This window comes from Variovorax sp. W1I1 (assembly GCF_030815625.1).
Classification (GTDB): domain Bacteria; phylum Pseudomonadota; class Gammaproteobacteria; order Burkholderiales; family Burkholderiaceae_C; genus Variovorax; species Variovorax paradoxus_C.
The window spans coordinates 4936058-4954324 of record NZ_JAUSWZ010000001.1; the positions used below are offsets into that span (position 1 = coordinate 4936058).

The following is an 18267-nucleotide window of genomic DNA, read 5'->3' on the forward strand; positions in this document are numbered from 1 at the left end:
GATATTTATTTTTAGACTGGTTGCAATTTTTTGGGAGCACAGAGCAGCAGCTCAGGCAATTTTTTAAGAAAATCCAAAGAACAGTTTTTCAATGCGAATTGAATTCAACTGGTTTGATCTAAGGAATTTGAAACAGAAAAGAAAACCGATCTATTCTTACCTCGCATCCGGGCGATGCTCAATGAAAGAGAAGAAGAATGTGATCGGCGAGCCGTTCTCGGCCTTTCTGACGGCATTGCGCAAAAAGGTGAGAAATTCTTCACCTATCTAAACCAGACCCGGTTTAGCAATGTCAAAGAAACGACTTTTTGGCGAGGAAACTTCTCAAGCCTGGAAGTATTTCACTCGCGAATTCGGTGATCTTTTGCTTCCCGGGAGGGCACGCCTGGAGAATGCTTTTCGGCAGCGCGGCTAACGCGCTGTGCGTTGGCCAACCGTGGGCGGCACAACGTCAGCGCGCTGACGGACGCGCGCAAGTCCGATCTCGACGTGGCCATGGCGGCGCACGAAGAGATCGAGGCGGGACGCGCGAAGGGAAAGACCGTCGCTGACGGCCCGCAGCTGAAAACAGGCCGCGCGGATGACCGCTCAGTGCGACGACACGACCGCAATCCCGCGGAACTGGCCCGTCTGTGCCTTCTTCTCGGGTCTCGGATAGCGCTGCGGCGAGAAGCGGTGCAGCAGCTCCGCCTCGCGATCGGTTGCGAGCGCGAGGTTGGCCAGCTTCACATGCCCGAAGCCGCGGATCGTCAGCGGCAGCGCCGCGATCTGCGCGGCGAGCGGCTGGTTCGCGACAGACAAATCGGTGGCCAGTTCATCGAGCCGCTTGTCGAACTGGGCGATCAGCGCGCGCTCCATCCGGCGCTCCGCCGTGTAGCCGAACAGGTCGAAGCCCGTGCCGCGCAGCCGCTTGCCGTAGGCCAGCCATTGCATCGCCGGCAGCATCCACGCCCCGAGACGAATCTTGGCGGGCGCCTGGCCGTGCGCGGGGCGCGAGAGCAGCGGCGGGGCCATGTGGAATTCGAGCTTCAGGTCGCCCTCGAACTGGTCCTTCAGCTTCTGCAGGAACGCGCCGTCGGTGTAGAGGCGCGCGACCTCGTACTCGTCCTTGTAGCTCATGAGCTTCAACAGGCTGCGCGCCGCGTTGCGCGTGAAGGGCAAGCGCGCATCGCCGCCCGGCAGCGCGGATTCGGCCGCCTGCAGCGCGCGGATGCGCTGGTCGAAGCGCGCGGCCCACGCCGCGTTCTGGTAGCCGGTGAGATGGCGGCGCGCATCGGCGAGCAGCGCGTCCAGCGGGCGCTCGTCGGCTTGCTGCTGCGCCTGCGCTTGCAGGGGCGCCGCACGCAATTGGTCGAGAGCAGCCGCATCGCCCGCCGCGAGCCGCCCCAGCGAAAACGCCGACTGGTTAGCCGCCACGGCCACGCCGTTGAGTTCGATCGCGTGCATCAGCGCCTCCAGGCTCAACGGCACCAGCCCGCGCTGCCACGCGTAGCCGGTCGCGACGATGTTCGCGGCCAACGTGTCGCCGAGGAACTCCTCGGCCAGGCTTTGCGCGTCGAAGGTCTCGACCTGCTCCTCGCCCGCGACGAAGCGCATCTTCTCCAGCAAGAGGTCGACGTGCAGGTCGGCATCGGGATTGCGCAGCGATTCGGCCACCGGAATCTCGTGGATGTTCGCCAGCACGCGCGTGCGCCCGTGCCGCACGGTCTGCAGCGCGTCGGGCGAAGCGCCCACCACCACGTCGCAGGCGAGGATCGCGTCGGCCTGCTGCGTGTCGATGCGCACCTGGTTCAGCCGCTCGGGCGTGTCGGCCAGGCGCACGAAGCTCAGCACCGAACCGCCCTTCTGCGCGAAGCCCATGAAGTCGAGCACGCTGGCCGACTTGCCTTCCAGGTGCGCGGCCATCGCGATGACCGCGCCCACCGTCACCACGCCGGTGCCGCCCACGCCGGTCACCAGCAGATCGTAGGGGCCGGTCCATGCATGCGGCGCGGGATGCGCGAGCGCGGCCACGCGGTGCAGGAAGGCGTCGCGCCCGGCGGCGAGCGCCCCGCTCTTGCGGCGCAGCTTGCCGCCGGTGACGCCCACGAAGCTCGGGCAGAAACCCTTGGCGCAGGAGTAGTCCTTGTTGCAGCTGGTCTGGTCGATCTTGCGCTTGCGGCCCATCGGCGTTTCGTGCGGGAGCACGGCCACGCAGTTGCTCTGCACGGTGCAGTCGCCGCAGCCTTCGCACACGGCCTCGTTGATGTAGAGGCGCTTGGGCGGATCGGCCAGCTCGCCCTTCTTGCGGCGGCGGCGCTTCTCGGCGGCACAGGTCTGTTCGTAGATGAGCACCGTGACGCCGGGCATTTCGCGCAGGCGCCGTTGCACAGCGTCGAGCGCGGCGCGGTCGTGGAATTCGGTGCCCGCAGGAAAGCGATTCTTGATGTCGTCGTATTTGTCGATGGCATCGCTCACGACCACCACCTTGGTGACGCCTTCCGATTCCACCTGCCGCGCGATCGCGTCCACGCTGATGACGCCATCGACCGGCTGCCCGCCGGTCATCGCGACCGCGTCGTTGAAGAGGATCTTGTAGGTGAGCGTGGCCTTGGCCGCGACGGCCTGGCGGATCGCCAGGTAGCCCGAGTGGTAGTAGGTGCCGTCGCCCAGGTTCTGGAACACGTGCGGCGTCTTGGTGAACATCGCGTGCGAGATCCAGTCGACGCCCTCGCCGCCCATCTGGATAAGGCCCGCGGTGCTGCGGTCCATCCAGTTGGCCATGAAGTGGCAGCCGATGCCGGCGCGCGCGGTCGAGCCTTCGGGCACCTTGGTGCTGGTGTTGTGCGGGCAGCCGGCGCAGAAGTACGGCAGGCGCTTGACGGCATCGCTCGCGTTGCCCAGTAGATCGGGCGGCGTGAAGTCGCGCACATGCTGCAGGTGGTCGCCGAGGTCGTGGTTGTCGGGGAAGTGCACGGCCAGCCAGTGCGCGACCAGTTCGATGAGGCGCGAGGGCCGCAGCTCGCCGAGCGCCGACACGAGCGGCTGGCCGTCGCGGTCGTGCTTGCCCACGAGCACGGGGCGCGCATCGGGCGGCGCGTTGTAGAAGATGTCGCGCAGCTGCGTCTCGACGACCGCGCCCTTCTCTTCCACCACGAGGATTTCGTCGAGCCCGCGCGCAAATTCCTTCAGGCGCGTCTGCTCCACCGGAAAGCTCAGCCCCACCTTGTAGAGCCGCACGCCGGCGCGCGCGAGTTGCTCAGGCGAGAGCTCCAGGCGCCGCAGCACCTCCATCAAGTCGTGGTGCGCCTTGCCGCAGGTGACGATGCCGACCTTCGCATGCGGGCTCACGATGACGTGGCGGTCGATGCTGTTGCGCTTCGTGAATGCGGCCACGGCGGCGAGCTTGTCTTCCAGCCGCGACTCGATGCGCAGCGAGGGCAGGTCGGGCCAGCGGTAGTGCAGGCCGTCAGGCGGCGCGGCGTGGCCGGTGGCGGCGCGCACGGCGTCGGAGTCTTCCCAGGCGGCCACGCGTGCGTTCACCGCGTCGAGGTCCACGGTGCCCGCGCTCTCGACGATTTCCGACAGCGCCGCCATGCCGACCCACGCGCCCGAATAGCGCGAGAGCTCGTAGCCGTACAGGCCGAACTCCAGGTACTCGGCCACGCTCGCCGGCTGCATCACCGGCATGCGCCAGGCCATGAAGGCGTGGTCGCTCTGGTGCGGCATCGACGATGACACGCAGCCGTGGTCGTCGCCCGCCACCACCAGCACGCCGCCATGCGGCGAGGAGCCGTACGCGTTGCCGTGCTTGAGCGCATCGCCCGCGCGGTCCACGCCCGGGCCCTTGCCGTACCACATGGCGAATACGCCATCGACGGTGCGCTCGGGGTCGGACTCCACGCGCTGCGTGCCCAGCACCTGCGTGGCGGCAAGCTCCTCGTTCACCGCGGGCACGAAGCGAATGCCGGTCTCTTTGAAGCGATCGCCCGCCTTCCAGATGGCCTGGTCGACCATGCCCAGCGGCGAACCGCGGTAGCCGCTCACGAAGCCCTGCGTGTGCAGGCCGCGCGCCGCGTCGCGCTGCTTCTGCATCGCCAGGATGCGGATCAGCGCCTGCGTGCCGGTGAGGAAGACCGAGCCGGCATCGGCCCAGAGGTTGTCGGAGAGCTGGTAATCGGGCCGTCGCAGCGCGGCCGTCTTGTGTGGGGCGTTCATGCCCGGAATTGTTCTGCCGCGCCCCGAGTAAGTGTTTCTTCAATACACTGGCGCAGACCCTTGTTTGAAGAGGAATCTTCTCGAAAATCGCCATGAACATCGATTCTGTTTCTCTCGACGAGCATTGCCTCAAGATCCTTTCCGCGCTGCAGCACGACGGCCGGCAGACGGTGCAGCAGATTTCAGAGGCCGTCGGGCTCTCGCCCACGCCCTGCTGGAAGCGCATCAAGGACATGGAGGCGGCCGGCGTGATCCGCGGCTACACGGCCATGATCGATCCCGAACTCGTGGGCCTGCACGTCTCGGCCGTGGCCGAGGTGAATCTCGATCGCCACAGCGAGGCGATGGTGCAGCGCTTCGAAGAGGTGGTGGCGGCGAGCCCGCAGATCATCCGCTGCGTCTCGGCCACCGGGCCGGCGGACTACATCCTCCACGTGACGGTGCCCGACATGAAGCACTACGAGCGCTTTCTGCACGAGGTGCTCTTCAGCCTGCCGGGCGTGACGCATGTGCGCTCGAGCATCGTGCTGCGCGAGATCAAGTCGGAGGTGGCGCTGCCGCTCGGGCACTTGACGGGGGCCAAGGCGAAGGCGGGTGCCGCGTCGTCGCGGCTGGTCTCGGCAGACAAAGGCAAGGCCGGAAACCGCATCTGAGCCTTTGCATCCATGCGGCCCGGCGGAGCGCCGGAAAGAGCGCGCATGGCGGACGACGTCAGGGCGCCTTGGACTTCAATCAGCCCGCGCGAACTCCACCGGCAGTTCCTTGAATTGCTTCTTGACGGCCGCAGCCGGCGCGCCGCCCACCACGATCCGCGCGAAGGCCTGCAGCGGGCTGAAGAACGCAGGCCTCAGCGTGCCCAGCTTGCTTTCGTCGACGATGAGAAAACTCTCCGACGCGCTGCGGATGGCCGCCTGCTTCACCGGCACCTCGTGAAAGTTGGAGCAGCTCGCGCCGCGCGCCACGTCCAGCCCGCCGGCCGAGATGAAGGCCTTGTTCACACCCAGCTTGTCGAGGTACTGCAGCCCTTCGTCGGAAAAGAAAGTGGCCGATGAGGGGTGATACAGCCCGCCCATCAGCATCAGTTGCGTATTCGGCCGGCGGCTGAGCACCGCTGCAATGTTCGTGGAGTAACACACGACGCTCAACGGCATGTCGGGCGGCAGCGCTTCCGCGAAGTGGACCATCGTGGTCCCGCAGTCGATGAACAGGCTGTCGTGCGGCTGCACCCATTCGGCCGCGCGCTCGCAGGCCAGGCGCTTGTTGGCGGCGTGCTGGTCGCTGGCCTCGTCGAGCGAATAGCGCTCGGCGCCCGGCAGCGTGGTCGCCAGCACGTAGCCGCCCAGCACGGAGAGCGGCGAATCGGCCGACGACAGGTCGCGGCGGATGGTCATCTCTGTCACGTCGAGCCGCTGGGCGGCCTGCTTGATGGGCAACGGTCCGCCGGCCTCGACGAGTTCCTGCATCTTCGCCAGGCGCACGGCCCGGGCCTCGGCTCCTGCGGTCTTTCGCATGTTCGGGTTCCTCTGGTCCAAGCGCCCGAGTATCGGTCATCGCGGGTTTTTAAATGTTATTTCAAAAACATCTTGCCTGATTAAATGTTTTTATTCTAACATTCAGGCCAACACGCCGCCGGCCCTGCACGACGGCACGCACGACGAAAGACACCACCGCTGCGCCGCCGCGCGACGTAGCACCGGAGACACACAAGACATGCCCTTTGCCTGCCCGCCGCACCTGCGGCCCCTGCGCGCCGCGGCGCCTCTCACGCCATGACATCCACCTCCCTCGTTCGCAGCAGCGGCACCGTGCGCTCGCGGCCGGCGCCGCCCGCCAGTGCTGTCGCAGCGCTCACCCCTGCGACTGCACCCACGCAACCGCACGCCGCTGCGCGCAACACCGCACAGCCCTTCGACAGCGGCTGGTTCGAAGGCATCCGCATCAACCTCTCGGCCGCCGAACGCCGCGTGGCCACGCTGCCGGGGCGCCGCTCGGTCAAGAAGGACGCGCAGGCCGGCTGGCTGCTCAAGGCCATCACCTGCATCGACCTCACCACGCTCAACGGCGACGACACGGCCGAGCGCGTGCGCCGGCTTTGCGCCAAGGCGGTGACGCCCGTGCGCGCCGATCTGCTGGCCGCGCTGGGCTTTGCCGACCGCACGCTGCACACGGGCGCGGTGTGCGTGTACCACCGCTTCGTGTCGACGGCGGTCGAGGCGCTCGCGGGCACCGGCATCCCGGTGGCAGCGGTGTCCACGGGCTTTCCGGCGGGGTTGATTCCGCATGAGCTCAAGCTCAAGGAAATCGAAGCCTCGGTGCGCGATGGCGCGGCGGAGATCGACATCGTCATCACCCGCGAACACGTGCTCACCGGTCAGTGGCAGAAGCTCTACGACGAGATGCGCGACTTCCGCAGCGCAGCCGGCAACGCGCACGTCAAGGCCATCCTCGCCACGGGCGAACTGAAGACGCTGCGCAACGTGGCCAAGGCCTCGATGGTCTGCATGATGGCCGGCGCGGATTTCATCAAGACCTCCACCGGCAAGGAAGGCGTGAACGCCACGCCGCTGGTCACGCTGGTGATGCTGCGCATGATCCGCCAGTACGAAGCCCGCACCGGCTTTCGCGTGGGCTACAAGCCCGCGGGCGGCGTCTCCACCGCCAAGACCGCGCTCGACTACCAGGTGCTCATGAAGGAAGAGCTGGGCCGCGCCTGGCTCGAGCCCGACCTGTTCCGCATCGGCGCCTCCACGCTGCTGGCCGACATCGAGCGCCAGCTGGAGCACCACGTCACCGGCCGCTACTCGGCCTTCCACCGCCACCCGATCGGATGACCCGATGAGCAGCAGCCAGAACAACAACACCAGCAGCGTCGCACGCTATTTCGACACCATGGACTACGGCCCCGCGCCAGAGAGCGACACCGACGCGCGCCAATGGCTCGCACGCCATGCCGAAGGCTTCGGCCACTTCATCGGCGGGCGCTTCACCGATGTGTCGGCTGGCGCGCAATTCGACACGGCCGAGCCCGCCACCGGCCAGCGCCTGGCCGGCATCGCGCAGGGTTCCGCGGAGGACGTGGATGCGGCCGTTGCCGCGGCGCGTGCCGCGCAGCCCGGCTGGCTCGCGCTCGGCGGCCACGGCCGCGCTCGCCATCTCTACGCGCTGGCGCGCATGGTGCAGCGCCATGCACGGCTGCTCGCGGTGGTCGAGGCGCTGGACAACGGCAAGCCCATCCGCGAGACGCGCGACCTGGACGTGCCGCTGGTGGCGCGCCACTTCTATCACCACGCCGGCTGGGCGCAACTGCAGGAACGCGAGTTCGCCGACCAGGTGCCGCTGGGCGTCGTCGGCCAGATCATTCCTTGGAACTTCCCGCTGCTGATGCTCGCGTGGAAGATCGCGCCCGCGCTCGCCCTGGGCAACACGGTGGTGCTCAAGCCCGCCGAGCTCACGCCGCTGAGCGCCCTGCTCTTTGCCGAACTGGCCGCAGAGGCCGGCCTGCCGCCGGGCGTGCTGAACGTGGTGACCGGCGACGGCGCCACCGGCGCGGCGCTGGTCGCGCACGAAGGCGTCGACAAGATCGCCTTCACCGGCTCGACCGACGTGGGGCGCCTCATCCGCGAAGCCACCGCGGGCTCGGGCAAGTCGCTCACGCTGGAGCTGGGCGGCAAGTCGCCCTTCATCGTGTTCGACGATGCGGACATCGACGCGGCCGTCGAAGGCGTGGTCGATGCCATCTGGTTCAACCAGGGCCAGGTGTGCTGCGCCGGTTCGCGGCTGCTGCTGCAGGAAGGCATTGCGGCCGACTTCATCGAGCGCCTGAAGCGCCGCATGCAGAGCCTGCGCGTGGGATCGCCGCTGGACAAGGCGATCGACATGGGCAGCCTGATCGATCCCACCCAGCTTGAGCGCGTGCGCACGCTGGTGGCGACCGGTGTGCGCGAAGGCGCGAGCTGCTACCAAGCGCCGGGCGCGCTGCCGCCGGGCGGCAGCTTCTTCCCGCCGACGCTCCTGACCAACGTGCACCCCGCATCGACCGTGGCGACCGAGGAGATCTTCGGCCCGGTGCTGGTGACGATGACCTTCCGCACGCCCGACGAGGCCGTCGCCCTGGCCAACAACACGCGCTACGGCCTGGCCGCGAGCGTGTGGAGCGAGACCATCGGGCTGGCGCTGGGCATCGCGCCGCAACTGCAGGCCGGCGTGGTGTGGGTCAACGCGACCAACCTGTTCGATGCGGGCGTGGGCTTCGGCGGCTACCGCGAATCGGGCTACGGCCGCGAAGGCGGGCGCGAGGGCTGCTACGAATACCTGAAGCCGCGTGCGTGGGCGGAGCGCAAGCCGCGTGCGGCCGCCGTTGCGGCGAACGCAGCGAACGAAGCCTCGAAGACGCCGGCCAAGCCTTCGTCTGTACTGCCGCCCATCGATCGCACCGCCAAGCTGTTCGTCGGCGGCAAGCAGGTACGGCCGGACGGCGAACTCTCGCACCCGGTGTTCGCGGCGAACGGACAACGCGCCGGCGAGGTCGGCACCGGCAACCGCAAGGACATCCGCAACGCCGTCGCCGCCGCGCGTTCGGCCGCGAGCTGGTCGAGCGCCACGCCGCATCGCCGCGCGCAGGCGCTCTACTACCTCGCGGAAAACCTCGCGGCCCGCGCCGACGAATTCGCCACGCGCATCGCCAGCCTGACCGGGGTGGGTGCGCCCGCAGCACAGGCCGAGGTCGATGCATCGGTAAGCCGCCTGTTCGCCTACGGCGCCTGGGCCGACAAGTACGAAGGCACGGTGCATGTGCCGCCACTGCGCGGCGTGGCACTGGCCACCGTCGAGGCCATCGGCGTGGTCGGCGTGGTGTGCCCCGACGAGGCGCCGCTGCTCTCCTTCGTGAGCCTGTTCGCGCCGCTCATGGCCATGGGCAACCGCACGGTGATCGTGCCGAGCGAGAAGCATCCGCTGGTGGCCACCGACTTCTATCAGGTGCTCGAAACCTCCGACCTGCCGGCCGGCGTGATCAACCTCGTGACCGGCCCCGCGGCCAGCCTCGTGCAGACGCTCGCCGAGCACGACGACGTCGATGCGCTCTGGGTCTTCGGCGCGAAGGCGCTCTCGCGCAACGCCGAGCGGCTGTCGGTGGGCAACCTCAAGCGCACGCTGGTCGACCACGGCCTGGCCACCGACTGGCACGACGCCGCCTCGGCCGAAGGCGCGCTGTTTCTGCGGCACGCCACCCAGGTCAAGAACATCTGGATTCCCTATGGCGAATGAGCGCCCGGCGTCCAACCGAATCAAGGAAACCAAGGGAAATCCCCGAATAGCAAACGTTTGCGCAAACGTTTTCTTTCTCTAAGATACGTCGAAAGAACGACAAATCCTTCACGGAGACAAACATGCTGAAGTCCATCCATCCGCTGCTCAACGCGGACGTGCTTTACGCCCTGCGCGCCATGGGCCATGGCGACGAACTGGTGCTGTGCGATGCCAACTTCCCGGCCGATTCGGTCGCACGCCAGACCACGCTGGGCCGGCTGCTGCGCATCGACGGCGTGGGCACCACCGAGGCGGCACGCGCCATTCTTTCGGTGCTGCCGCTGGACAACGCGGTGGACGATCCCGCGCGGCGCATGGAGATCATGGGCGAGCCGAACGAGATCCCGCCGGTGCAGCAGGAGATGCAGCGCGAGATCGATGCGGCCGAGGGACGCGCCCGTCCGCTGGGCTCCATCGAGCGCTTCGCCTTCTATGAAGCCGCGCGCCGCGCCTACTGCGTGATCGCCACGGGCGAGCGCCGTTTCTACGGCTGCTTCATCTTCAAGAAGGGCGTCCTCGCACCCGAGGCCTGATCGCATGACCGCCATTCCCGTCTCTTCACAGCAGCAGCAACAACAGCGTGGCGTCGCCGTGCTCGGCATCTTCGTGGCCGACCTCGCCTTCCGCGCGGCCCAGCTTCCCGGCGTCGGCCAGACCATCGCGGGCTCGGGCTTCGCCATGGGCCCGGGCGGCAAGGGCTCGAACCAGGCGGTGGCGGCAGCGCGCTCAGGCGCGGGGGTCACGTTCATCTCCAAGCTCGGGCAGGACGCCTTCGCCGCCAACGCGCTCGCGCTCTGGGCAGCGGAAGGCATCACGCCGCGCACCCCGCAGGTGGCGGACCAGCCGACCGGCGCAGCCTTCATCTACGTGCACGAGGTCACGGGCGCCAACGCGATCATCGTGGTGCCAGGCGCGGCAGCCCTGATCGATGCGGCCGACGTGGATGCGGCGGCCGACGCCATCCGCGGTGCACGCGTGTTCGTCACCCAACTCGAACAGCCCGCCGGCGCCGCGCAGCGCGGGCTGGAACTGGCGCGCGCCGCCGGCACGGTGACGGTGTTCAACCCCGCGCCCGCCCTGCCCTTCGACGACGCGCTGTACGCCCTGTGCGACTACATCACGCCGAACGAGCACGAGGCCGCGGCGCTGAGCGGCATGACGGTCGAAACGATCGACGACGCGCGCCGCGCGGGCGACTTCTTCCTGGCCAAGGGCGTGGGCTGTGCGCTCATCACGCTCGGCGACAAAGGTGCGCTGCTGCACAGCGCGAGCGGCTCGGTGCACATCCCCGTGTTCAACGCCGGTGCCGTGAAGGAAACGACCGGCGCGGGCGACGCTTTCAACGGCGGCTTCGCGGCGGCATTGGCCGAAGGCGCCTCGCCGCTGGAAGCCGCGCGCTTCGGCTCGGCGGTGGCCGCCATCTCGGTCACGCGCGCCGGCACCGCGCCCTCGATGCCCACGCGCGCCGAGGTCGACGCGCTGATTCACCGCGCCCACTGAAGGAGCCCACATGACCTCCAGGTTTTCAGACCGCGAACTCAACTTCCTGGTCGCCATCAACGTCGTGATCCTCGTGGTCGCGACGGTGCTGTCCAAGGGCGACTTCCTCGACGTCTACAACTTCCAGTCGATGGGCGGCCAGTTGCCCGAGCTCGGCCTGCTGGCCATGGGCGTGGCGCTGTCGATGATCTCGGGCAACGGCGGCATCGACCTGTCGGGCGTGGCGCTGGCCAACCTGGCCGGCGTGGTTGCCGCCACGGTGGCACCGATGTTCGCGGCGCCCGATGCTTCGCCCTGGATCTACACGGCATGGTTCGCGGTAATTGCGCTGGCGGTGGGCCTGGTGGGCGGGCTGCTCAACGGGCTGCTGATCGCGCGCGCCGGCCTCACGCCCATTCTTTGCACGCTGGGCACGCAGTTGCTCTACACCGGCTTCGCCGTGGTGCTCACCGGCGGCTCGAGCCTGCGCGTAGGCGATGCCGAGCCGCTCTCGGCCATCGGCAACGAGATGGTGCTGGGCGTGCCGATTCCGTTCGTCATCTTCGTGGCGATGCTGCTGGGCGTGGGCTGGCTTCTGAAGCAGAGCCCGTTCGGCATCCGCCTCTTCCTGCTGGGCACCAACGCCAAGGCGGCGCGCTACGCGGGCATTTCGCAGAACCGCATGCTGGTGGCCACCTATGCGCTGTGCGGCGTGCTCGCCGCGGTGGCGGGCGTGATCATCGCGGCTCGCACGGCGAGCGTGAAGTCCGACTACGGCAACTCCTACCTGCTCATCGCCATCCTCATCACCGTGATGGCGGGCGTGCGGCCGCAGGGCGGCTATGGGCGCATGACCTGCCTGTTCTTCTCGGCCGTGGCGCTGCAGCTTTTGTCCAGCACCTTCAACCTGCTGGGCATTTCCAATTTCTTCCGCGATTGCGCCTGGGGCCTCTTGCTGCTGTTCTTCCTCGCATCGGCACGGCTCAGCCTGGCCGACCTGCGCAGCTTCGTTTCGATTACGCGCTCCAGCGCACCGCCGCACCAGTCCCCTCCTGGCGCGACGCAAAGAACCACCGAGGGCTAGGAGACAAAAGACATGCTGAAGAAAACAAAGATCGCCTGCACCGTGCTGGCACTGGGCACCGTGGCCTTCGCCTCCGCGCTGCACGCGCAGGGCAAGCCGCAGGACATCGTCACCGTGGTGAAGATCACCGGCATCAGCTGGTTCAACCGCATGGAAGTGGGCGTGAAGGAATTCGGCGCCAGCACGCCCGGTGTGGCCACGCGCCAGATCGGCCCGGCCCAGTCGGACGCCGCGCAGCAGCAGCGCCTGATCGAAGACCTGGTGGCCAAGAAGGTCGACGCCATCGCCGTGGTCTCGATGGACCCGCCCACGCTCGAGCCGGTGCTCAAGCGCGCGATGGAACGCGGCATCAAGGTCGTGACGCACGAGGCCGACAACCAGAAGAACACCATGGTCGACATCGAGGCCTTCGACAACACGGCCTACGGCGCGCGCATCAACGAACGCCTGGCCGCCTGCATGGGCCAGCAGGGCAAATGGACCTCGCTGGTCGGCTCGCTGGGCAGCCAGTCGCAGGTGCAGTGGGCCGACGGCGGCGCCACCAACGCGAAGAAGTACCCCAAGATGCAGCTGGTCGACGCCAAGAACGAATCGCTCAACGACGCGGAAAAGGCCTACGGCAAGGCCAAGGAAATGCTGCGCAAGCACCCCGACCTGAAGGGCTTCCAGGGCTCGTCGTCGCTCGACGTGCTGGGCATCGGCCGCGCGGTGGAAGAAGCCGGCCTGCAGGGCAAGGTCTGCGTGTACGGCACGGGCCTGCCGAGCGAGGCGGCCAAGTTCCTCGAATCGGGCGCGGTCGGCGGCATCGCCTTCTGGGACCCGAAGGACGCCGGCATCGTCATGAACAAGGCCGCGAAGATGCTGCTGGACGGCAAGACCATCACCGACGGCACCGACATGGGCGTGCAGGGCTACAACAAGGTTTCGGTGAAGAAGGGTCCGGGCGTCGGCGTCATCGTCACGGGGCAGGCCTGGGTCGAGGTCGACAAGCAGAACTACAAGAAGTACGCCTTCTGATCCTGCGGCAGCCATGACTCTTACCGCGCCTTCCACGCAAGCCCCGGCCGGTGCCGGGCGCCGTGTCTTCCTCGAAGTGCAGGACGTGCACAAGCGCTTCGCGGGCGTGCACGCGCTGCGCGGCATCGACCTCACGATCGAAGCCGGCGAGATCTACCACCTGCTCGGCGAGAACGGCTGCGGCAAGAGCACGCTCATCAAGATCATCTCGGGCGCACAGCCGCCGAGCCAGGGGCGCATCGTGATCGATGGCCATCCGCACGAATCGCTGTCGCCGCTGGAGGCGCTCACGCTGGGCATCGAGACGGTCTATCAAGACCTCTCGCTGCTGCCGAACATGAGCGTGGCCGAGAACGTCGCGCTCAGCGAGCAGCTGGTCTCTACCGGCGGCAAGCTCGCGCGGCGCTTCGACCGCAAGGCGGTGGCCGCCACGGCCGTGCGCGCCCTCGAAACGGTGAAGCTGCCGACCGATGCGGCCTTTCTGGCGCGCCGGGTCGACGAGCTGCCTATCGCCACGCGGCAGCTCGTGGCCATCGCACGCGCCGTGGCCACGCGCGCGCGCATGGTCATCATGGACGAGCCCACCACCTCGCTCACGCAGAAGGAGGTCGACAACCTCGTGCACGTGGTCGAACACCTGCGCGCGCAGGGCGTGGCCGTGCTGTTCGTGAGCCACAAGCTCGACGAGTGCATGGCCATGGGCGGCCAGGCCATCGTGTTCCGTGACGGCACGAAGGTGGCACAGGGACCGATCCGCGATTTCACCAAGGCCGAGCTCGCGCACTGGATGACCGGCAAGCAGCTCGACGGCGCGCGCTACCGCCACCGCACGCACGGCGGCGACACGCTGCTGAAGGTCGAGGCGCTCGGCCGCGGCGCGCAGTTCAGCGATGTGAACTTCACGCTGCACAAGGGCGAGATCCTGGGCATCACCGGGCTGCTCGACTCGGGACGCAACGAACTGGCGCTGGCATTGGCCGGCGTGCAGGCCGCCGACCGCGGGCGCATTTCGCTCGACGGCCGGCAGGTCACGCTGAAGACGCCAAGCGACGGCATCCGCCAGGGCATCGGCTACGTGCCAGAAGACCGGCTGAGCGAGGGCCTTTTTCTGGACAAGCCGATTCGCGACAACATCGTCACGGCCGTGCTCGGTCGCCTGCGCGGGCGCTTCGGCGCGCTCGACGGCAAGCAGTGCCAGGCGCTGGCCGAACGCACCGTGAGCGAGTTGCAGATCGCCACGCCCGATGTCGACCGGCCGGTGCAATCGCTCTCGGGCGGCAACCAGCAGCGCGTGCTCATCGGCCGCTGGCTGGCCATCGATCCGCGCGTGCTGATCCTCCACGGTCCCACCGTGGGCGTGGACGTCGGCTCCAAGGACACCATCTATCGCATCGTGCAGCGGCTGGCCGAGCAGGGCCTCGGTGTGATCCTCGTCAGCGACGACCTGCAGGAGCTGCTGCAGAACTGCGACCGCATCCTGCTGATGCGCAAGGGCCGCATCGCCAACGACTTCGACGCCGAGGGCCTCGCCGAAAGCGAGCTCTACCACGCGCTGGTTTCCGACTCCCCCTCTTCTGCTTCCCCCGCATTCTCATGACGGCTTCCACCATGCAAGCGCATTCCACGACCGCGCCGGCTTCGGCTGCGCAAGCGGCTCCAAAAGCAGCAGCCTCCTGGCGCGGCTGGCTCGCGCAGCGCCCCTCGGTCTTCACGCTCGTGCTGATCGTGCTGGTGTGCCTGGCGGTCGGCGCCATCAACCCGGGCTTCTTCCAGTTGCCGGTGTTGATCGACATCGTGCGGGCCTGCACCGTGCTCGGGCTCTTTGCGCTGGGTGTGCTGATCGTGCTGGCGGCCGGCGGCATCGACGTGTCGTTCGCCGCCATTGCCGCGCTCACGATGTACAGCATCACCAAGCTGGTGCTGAACTACTTTCCCGAAGCGCCCATCGCGCTATTGCTGGCCGCGGGCGCGGTGAGCGGCGCAGTGCTGGGCGTGTTCAACGGCCTGCTGGTGCATTGGCTCAAGGCGCCGTCGCTGATCGTGACCATCGGCACGCAGTACCTGTACCGCGGCATCCTGCTGACCTTCGTCGGGACCGTGTTCTTCATGAACGTGCCTGCGCCGATGGACGCGTTCGGCAAGCTGGCGCTCTGGCGCTTCGACACCGCGCAGGGCCTGCACGTGGTGCTGCCCGCCACGGTGCTGGTGCTGGCCGGCGCGGCGGTGCTGACGTGGTGGCTGCTGAACCGCACGCTCATCGGCCGCGCGGTGTACGCCATCGGCGGCAGCCTCGCGATTGCCGAACGGCTGGGCTATAACCTCCGCACAGTGCACATCTTCGTGTTCGCGTACGCGGGGTTCCTGTCGGGGCTGGCGGGCATCGTGCACGTGTCGAGCACCCGGCTGGCGAACCCCTTCGACCTCGTCGGCAACGAGCTGGACGTGATCGCCGCCGTGATCCTCGGCGGCGCGCGCATCACCGGCGGCAGCGGCACCGTGGGCGGCACGCTGCTGGGCGTGGTGCTGGTCACGCTGATCAACAACGTGCTGATCCTCGCGGGCGTGCCGAGCACCTGGCAGAAGGTGATCATCGGCGCGTTCATCCTGGTGGCCGGGGCCTGCTTCGCGATGCGCAAGCAGGGCTGAGGTTCCTGGCCCCTCAACGCCTCACTCCACCGTCACGCTCTTCGCCAGATTCCGCGGCTTGTCCACATCGGTTCCGCGCGCACACGCCGTGTGATACGCCAGCAGCTGCAGCGGCACCACGTGCAGCAGCGGCGACAGTTGCCCGTAGTGCTCCGGCATGCGGATCACGTGCAGCCCTTCGCCGCTCTTGATCTTCGTGTCGCCATCGGCCAGCACATACAGAACACCGCCGCGCGCGCGCACTTCCTGCAGGTTGCTCTTGAGCTTTTCGAGCAGCGCGTCGTTCGGTGCGACCGCGACCACCGGCATCTCGCTCGTCACGAGCGCGAGCGGGCCGTGCTTGAGTTCGCCCGCCGCATAGGCCTCGGCGTGGATGTACGTCACTTCCTTGAGCTTGAGCGCGCCTTCGAGCGCGATCGGGTAGTGCAGCCCGCGGCCGAGGAAGAGCGCGTTGTCCTTGCGCGCGAAGTCTTCGGCCCAGCCGATGATCTGCGGCTCCAGCGCGAGCACCGATTGCAGCGCAACCGGCAGATGGCGCATTTCCTTCAGGTAGCGCGCCTCGTCGGCTTCGGTGAGGTGGCCCTTGGTCTGCGCGATGGCCAGCGTCAGGAGGAAGAGGCCGGCAAGCTGCGTGGTGAAGGCCTTGGTCGACGCCACGCCGATCTCGACGCCGGCACGCGTGATGTACGCCAGCTTGCACTCGCGCACCATCGCGCTGGTGGCCACGTTGCAGATGGTCAGCGTCTGCTCCATGCCGAGCGATCGGGCGTGCTTGAGCGCGGCGAGCGTGTCGGCCGTTTCGCCCGACTGGCTGATGGTGACCACCAGCGTCTTCGGGTCGGGCACCGACTCGCGGTAGCGGTACTCGCTCGCGATCTCGACCTGCGTGGAAATCTTCGCGATGCTCTCGAGCCAGTACTTGGCGGTGCAGCCGCTGTAGTAGCTGGTGCCGCAGGCGAGGATGAGGATCTTGTCGATGTCCTTGAAAACGCGGTGCGCGCTGGCACCCGTGGCGCCGTCTTGCCCGATGCCGTCGAACAGCTCGGGCACGATGCCCGCCACGCCTTCGAGCGTGTCGCCGATGGCGCGCGGCTGCTCGAAGATTTCCTTCTGCATGTAGTGGCGGTAGGGGCCGAGTTCGGCCGCGCCGCTGTGCGCGAGCACGGTGCGCACCTGGCGGGTCACGGGCTTGTGGTTCTTGTCGACGATCCAGTACTTGCCCGGTTGCAGGTCGACCACGTCGCCTTCTTCGAGATAGACGATCTGGTCGGTCACGCCGGCCAGGGCCATCGCGTCGCTGGCCAGGAAGTTCTCCGCGCCGTCCTTGCCCGCGCCGAGGATCAGCGGCGAGCCGGCGCGCGCGCCGACCACGCGCTGCGGCTCGTCGCGGCAGATCACTGCGATGGCGTAGGCGCCGTGCAGTTGCAGCACCGCGGCCTTGACGGCTTCGAACAGGTCGCCGTCGTAGAGGCTGTCGACCAGGTGGGCGATGACCTCGGTGTCGGTCTGGCTCTCGAACACGTAGCCCTTGGCTTCGAGCGCGGCGCGCAGCGCTTCGTGGTTTTCGATGATGCCGTTGTGCACGAGCGCGATGCGGCCGGGGCGCGCGCCCTGCGCGTCGGCGCCGGGGCCATGGCTGAAGTGCGGGTGCGCGTTGTGCACCGCCGGCGCGCCGTGCGTGGCCCAGCGCGTGTGGGCGATGCCGGTCAGTCCTTCGACCTTGTCTTCGCGCACCTGGGTGACGAGTTCCGCCACGCGCGAGGTGGTGCGCGCCCGGGTGAGGCCGCCCGCATGCACCGCGACGCCGCAGGAGTCATAGCCGCGGTACTCGAGCCGCTGGAGGCCCTGGACGAGGACCGGAACGATGTTGCGATGGGACGCTGCCCCGACGATGCCGCACATGGTGAGCTGCCTTTGAATGAAGAAGAGGCCAGATGGTAGGGAGGTGAAGAAAAAATATGTCCTCGAAATTTCATGAATTTCGGAGTTTTATTTCATAGATTCTCTAATTTGGATTTTTATTCCATAATTTACAGATATATGGAATCAATATCCCTAGATGCAACAGACCTTCGGCTGCTCGATGCGCTTCAGCGCGACGCCTCGCAGACCAACCAGCGCCTCGCCGCCGACGTGGGCATCTCCCCGCCCACGTGCCTGCGACGGGTTCAGCGGCTGAAGGACGAAGGCCTCATCGAGCGCCAGGTCGCGCTGCTCTCGCCCGACCGTCTGGCCACGGCGCTGGGCCACGGATTGCAGGCGGTGGTCGAAATTTCGCTGGACCGGCAGGACGCCGCCGCGCTCGACGCCTTCGAAACCCGCGTGATCGCCGACGACGCGGTCCAGCAGTGCTGGCGCGTTTCGCCCGGCCCCGATTTCGTGCTGGTGGTTGCGGCGCGCGACATGCCGGACTACGGCGCGCTGACCCAGCGCCTGTTCACCGCCGATGCCAACGTGCGCAACGTGAAGGCGTTCTTCAGCCTCAAGCGCGCCAAGTTCGAACCGACGGTTCCGCTGGGCTGACTGGCGCCGCGCTC

13 protein-coding genes are annotated in these 18267 nt (G+C 67.6%); 10 read left to right on the forward strand and 3 right to left on the reverse strand.

Annotated elements, in window-relative coordinates; translation table 11 throughout:
* Positions 1-588: 588 nt before the first annotated feature.
* Complete coding sequence (locus QFZ83_RS23130) at positions 589-4197, reverse strand: indolepyruvate ferredoxin oxidoreductase family protein (RefSeq protein ID WP_307510428.1); 3609 nt, start codon at positions 4195-4197, stop codon at positions 589-591.
* 92 nt (positions 4198-4289) lie between these two features.
* Here QFZ83_RS23130 and QFZ83_RS23135 point away from each other — a divergent pair, with 92 nt between their 5' ends.
* Positions 4290-4850 carry an Lrp/AsnC family transcriptional regulator gene (locus tag QFZ83_RS23135; RefSeq protein ID WP_307510431.1) on the forward strand — a complete coding sequence of 187 codons (561 nt, stop codon included), beginning with the start codon at positions 4290-4292 and terminating at the stop codon, positions 4848-4850.
* Between the two features lie 75 nt (positions 4851-4925).
* Here the strand turns inward: QFZ83_RS23135 and QFZ83_RS23140 are convergent, their stop codons facing one another.
* Complete coding sequence (locus QFZ83_RS23140; protein ID WP_013539549.1) at positions 4926-5708, reverse strand: DeoR/GlpR family DNA-binding transcription regulator; 783 nt, start codon at positions 5706-5708, stop codon at positions 4926-4928.
* Positions 5709-5966: 258 nt separating this feature from the next.
* On the opposite strand from QFZ83_RS23140, the gene deoC reads away from it, so the two are divergent.
* The 8 genes from deoC to QFZ83_RS23180 all read left to right on the forward strand — a co-directional run bounded on the left by deoC (position 5967) and on the right by QFZ83_RS23180 (position 15730).
* The gene (gene deoC, locus QFZ83_RS23145) at positions 5967-7028 is read left to right on the forward strand and encodes a deoxyribose-phosphate aldolase (RefSeq protein ID WP_307510435.1); all 1062 of its coding nucleotides are present in this window, start codon (positions 5967-5969) and stop codon (positions 7026-7028) included.
* A 4-nt stretch (positions 7029-7032) separates the two neighbouring features.
* Complete coding sequence (locus QFZ83_RS23150) at positions 7033-9462, forward strand: aldehyde dehydrogenase family protein (RefSeq protein WP_307510436.1); 2430 nt, start codon at positions 7033-7035, stop codon at positions 9460-9462.
* Between the two features lie 122 nt (positions 9463-9584).
* Complete coding sequence (locus QFZ83_RS23155) at positions 9585-10037, forward strand: RbsD/FucU family protein (RefSeq protein ID WP_013539546.1); 453 nt, start codon at positions 9585-9587, stop codon at positions 10035-10037.
* A gap of 4 nt (positions 10038-10041) precedes the next feature.
* Positions 10042-11004 (forward strand): ribokinase, encoded by a 963-nt coding sequence (locus QFZ83_RS23160; RefSeq protein WP_307510440.1) that lies wholly within the window; start codon positions 10042-10044, stop codon positions 11002-11004.
* A gap of 10 nt (positions 11005-11014) precedes the next feature.
* Complete coding sequence (locus QFZ83_RS23165; RefSeq protein ID WP_307510443.1) at positions 11015-12067, forward strand: ABC transporter permease; 1053 nt, start codon at positions 11015-11017, stop codon at positions 12065-12067.
* A 12-nt stretch (positions 12068-12079) separates the two neighbouring features.
* The gene (locus QFZ83_RS23170; RefSeq protein ID WP_307510445.1) at positions 12080-13084 is read left to right on the forward strand and encodes a substrate-binding domain-containing protein; all 1005 of its coding nucleotides are present in this window, start codon (positions 12080-12082) and stop codon (positions 13082-13084) included.
* A 13-nt stretch (positions 13085-13097) separates the two neighbouring features.
* Positions 13098-14681: a sugar ABC transporter ATP-binding protein gene (locus tag QFZ83_RS23175; RefSeq protein WP_307510449.1), complete on the forward strand. Its 1584-nt coding sequence runs from the start codon at positions 13098-13100 to the stop codon at positions 14679-14681.
* Positions 14678-15730, forward strand: coding sequence for an ABC transporter permease (locus tag QFZ83_RS23180; RefSeq protein ID WP_307510451.1), 1053 nt, complete (start codon positions 14678-14680; stop codon positions 15728-15730). Before QFZ83_RS23175 ends, QFZ83_RS23180 begins: the two co-directional genes overlap by 4 nt.
* Before the next feature lie 21 nt (positions 15731-15751).
* On the opposite strand, the gene glmS is transcribed toward QFZ83_RS23180, so the two are convergent.
* Complete coding sequence (gene glmS, locus QFZ83_RS23185) at positions 15752-17632, reverse strand: glutamine--fructose-6-phosphate transaminase (isomerizing) (RefSeq protein WP_280809510.1); 1881 nt, start codon at positions 17630-17632, stop codon at positions 15752-15754.
* Between the two features lie 138 nt (positions 17633-17770).
* On the opposite strand from glmS, the gene QFZ83_RS23190 reads away from it, so the two are divergent.
* On the forward strand, positions 17771-18253 hold the full coding sequence (locus tag QFZ83_RS23190; protein ID WP_307510454.1) for an Lrp/AsnC family transcriptional regulator: 483 nt from the start codon (positions 17771-17773) through the stop codon (positions 18251-18253).
* Positions 18254-18267: the final 14 nt, after the last annotated feature.

Excerpts from the sequence above, each read along its gene's own strand:
- QFZ83_RS23130 (WP_307510428.1), bottom strand. The coding sequence starts at position 4,197 with ATGAACGCCCCACACAAGACGGCCGCGCTGCGACGGCCCGATTACCAG.
- QFZ83_RS23165 (WP_307510443.1), top strand. The coding sequence starts at position 11,015 with ATGACCTCCAGGTTTTCAGACCGCGAACTCAACTTCCTGGTCGCCATC.
- QFZ83_RS23175 (WP_307510449.1), top strand. The coding sequence starts at position 13,098 with ATGACTCTTACCGCGCCTTCCACGCAAGCCCCGGCCGGTGCCGGGCGC.
- QFZ83_RS23135 (WP_307510431.1), top strand. The coding sequence starts at position 4,290 with ATGAACATCGATTCTGTTTCTCTCGACGAGCATTGCCTCAAGATCCTT.
- QFZ83_RS23190 (WP_307510454.1), top strand. The coding sequence starts at position 17,771 with ATGGAATCAATATCCCTAGATGCAACAGACCTTCGGCTGCTCGATGCG.
- QFZ83_RS23160 (WP_307510440.1), top strand. The coding sequence starts at position 10,042 with ATGACCGCCATTCCCGTCTCTTCACAGCAGCAGCAACAACAGCGTGGC.
- QFZ83_RS23170 (WP_307510445.1), top strand. The coding sequence starts at position 12,080 with ATGCTGAAGAAAACAAAGATCGCCTGCACCGTGCTGGCACTGGGCACC.
- QFZ83_RS23155 (WP_013539546.1), top strand. The coding sequence starts at position 9,585 with ATGCTGAAGTCCATCCATCCGCTGCTCAACGCGGACGTGCTTTACGCC.
- QFZ83_RS23150 (WP_307510436.1), top strand. The coding sequence starts at position 7,033 with ATGAGCAGCAGCCAGAACAACAACACCAGCAGCGTCGCACGCTATTTC.
- QFZ83_RS23180 (WP_307510451.1), top strand. The coding sequence starts at position 14,678 with ATGACGGCTTCCACCATGCAAGCGCATTCCACGACCGCGCCGGCTTCG.
- QFZ83_RS23140 (WP_013539549.1), bottom strand. The coding sequence starts at position 5,708 with ATGCGAAAGACCGCAGGAGCCGAGGCCCGGGCCGTGCGCCTGGCGAAG.
- deoC (WP_307510435.1), top strand. The coding sequence starts at position 5,967 with ATGACATCCACCTCCCTCGTTCGCAGCAGCGGCACCGTGCGCTCGCGG.
- glmS (WP_280809510.1), bottom strand. The coding sequence starts at position 17,632 with ATGTGCGGCATCGTCGGGGCAGCGTCCCATCGCAACATCGTTCCGGTC.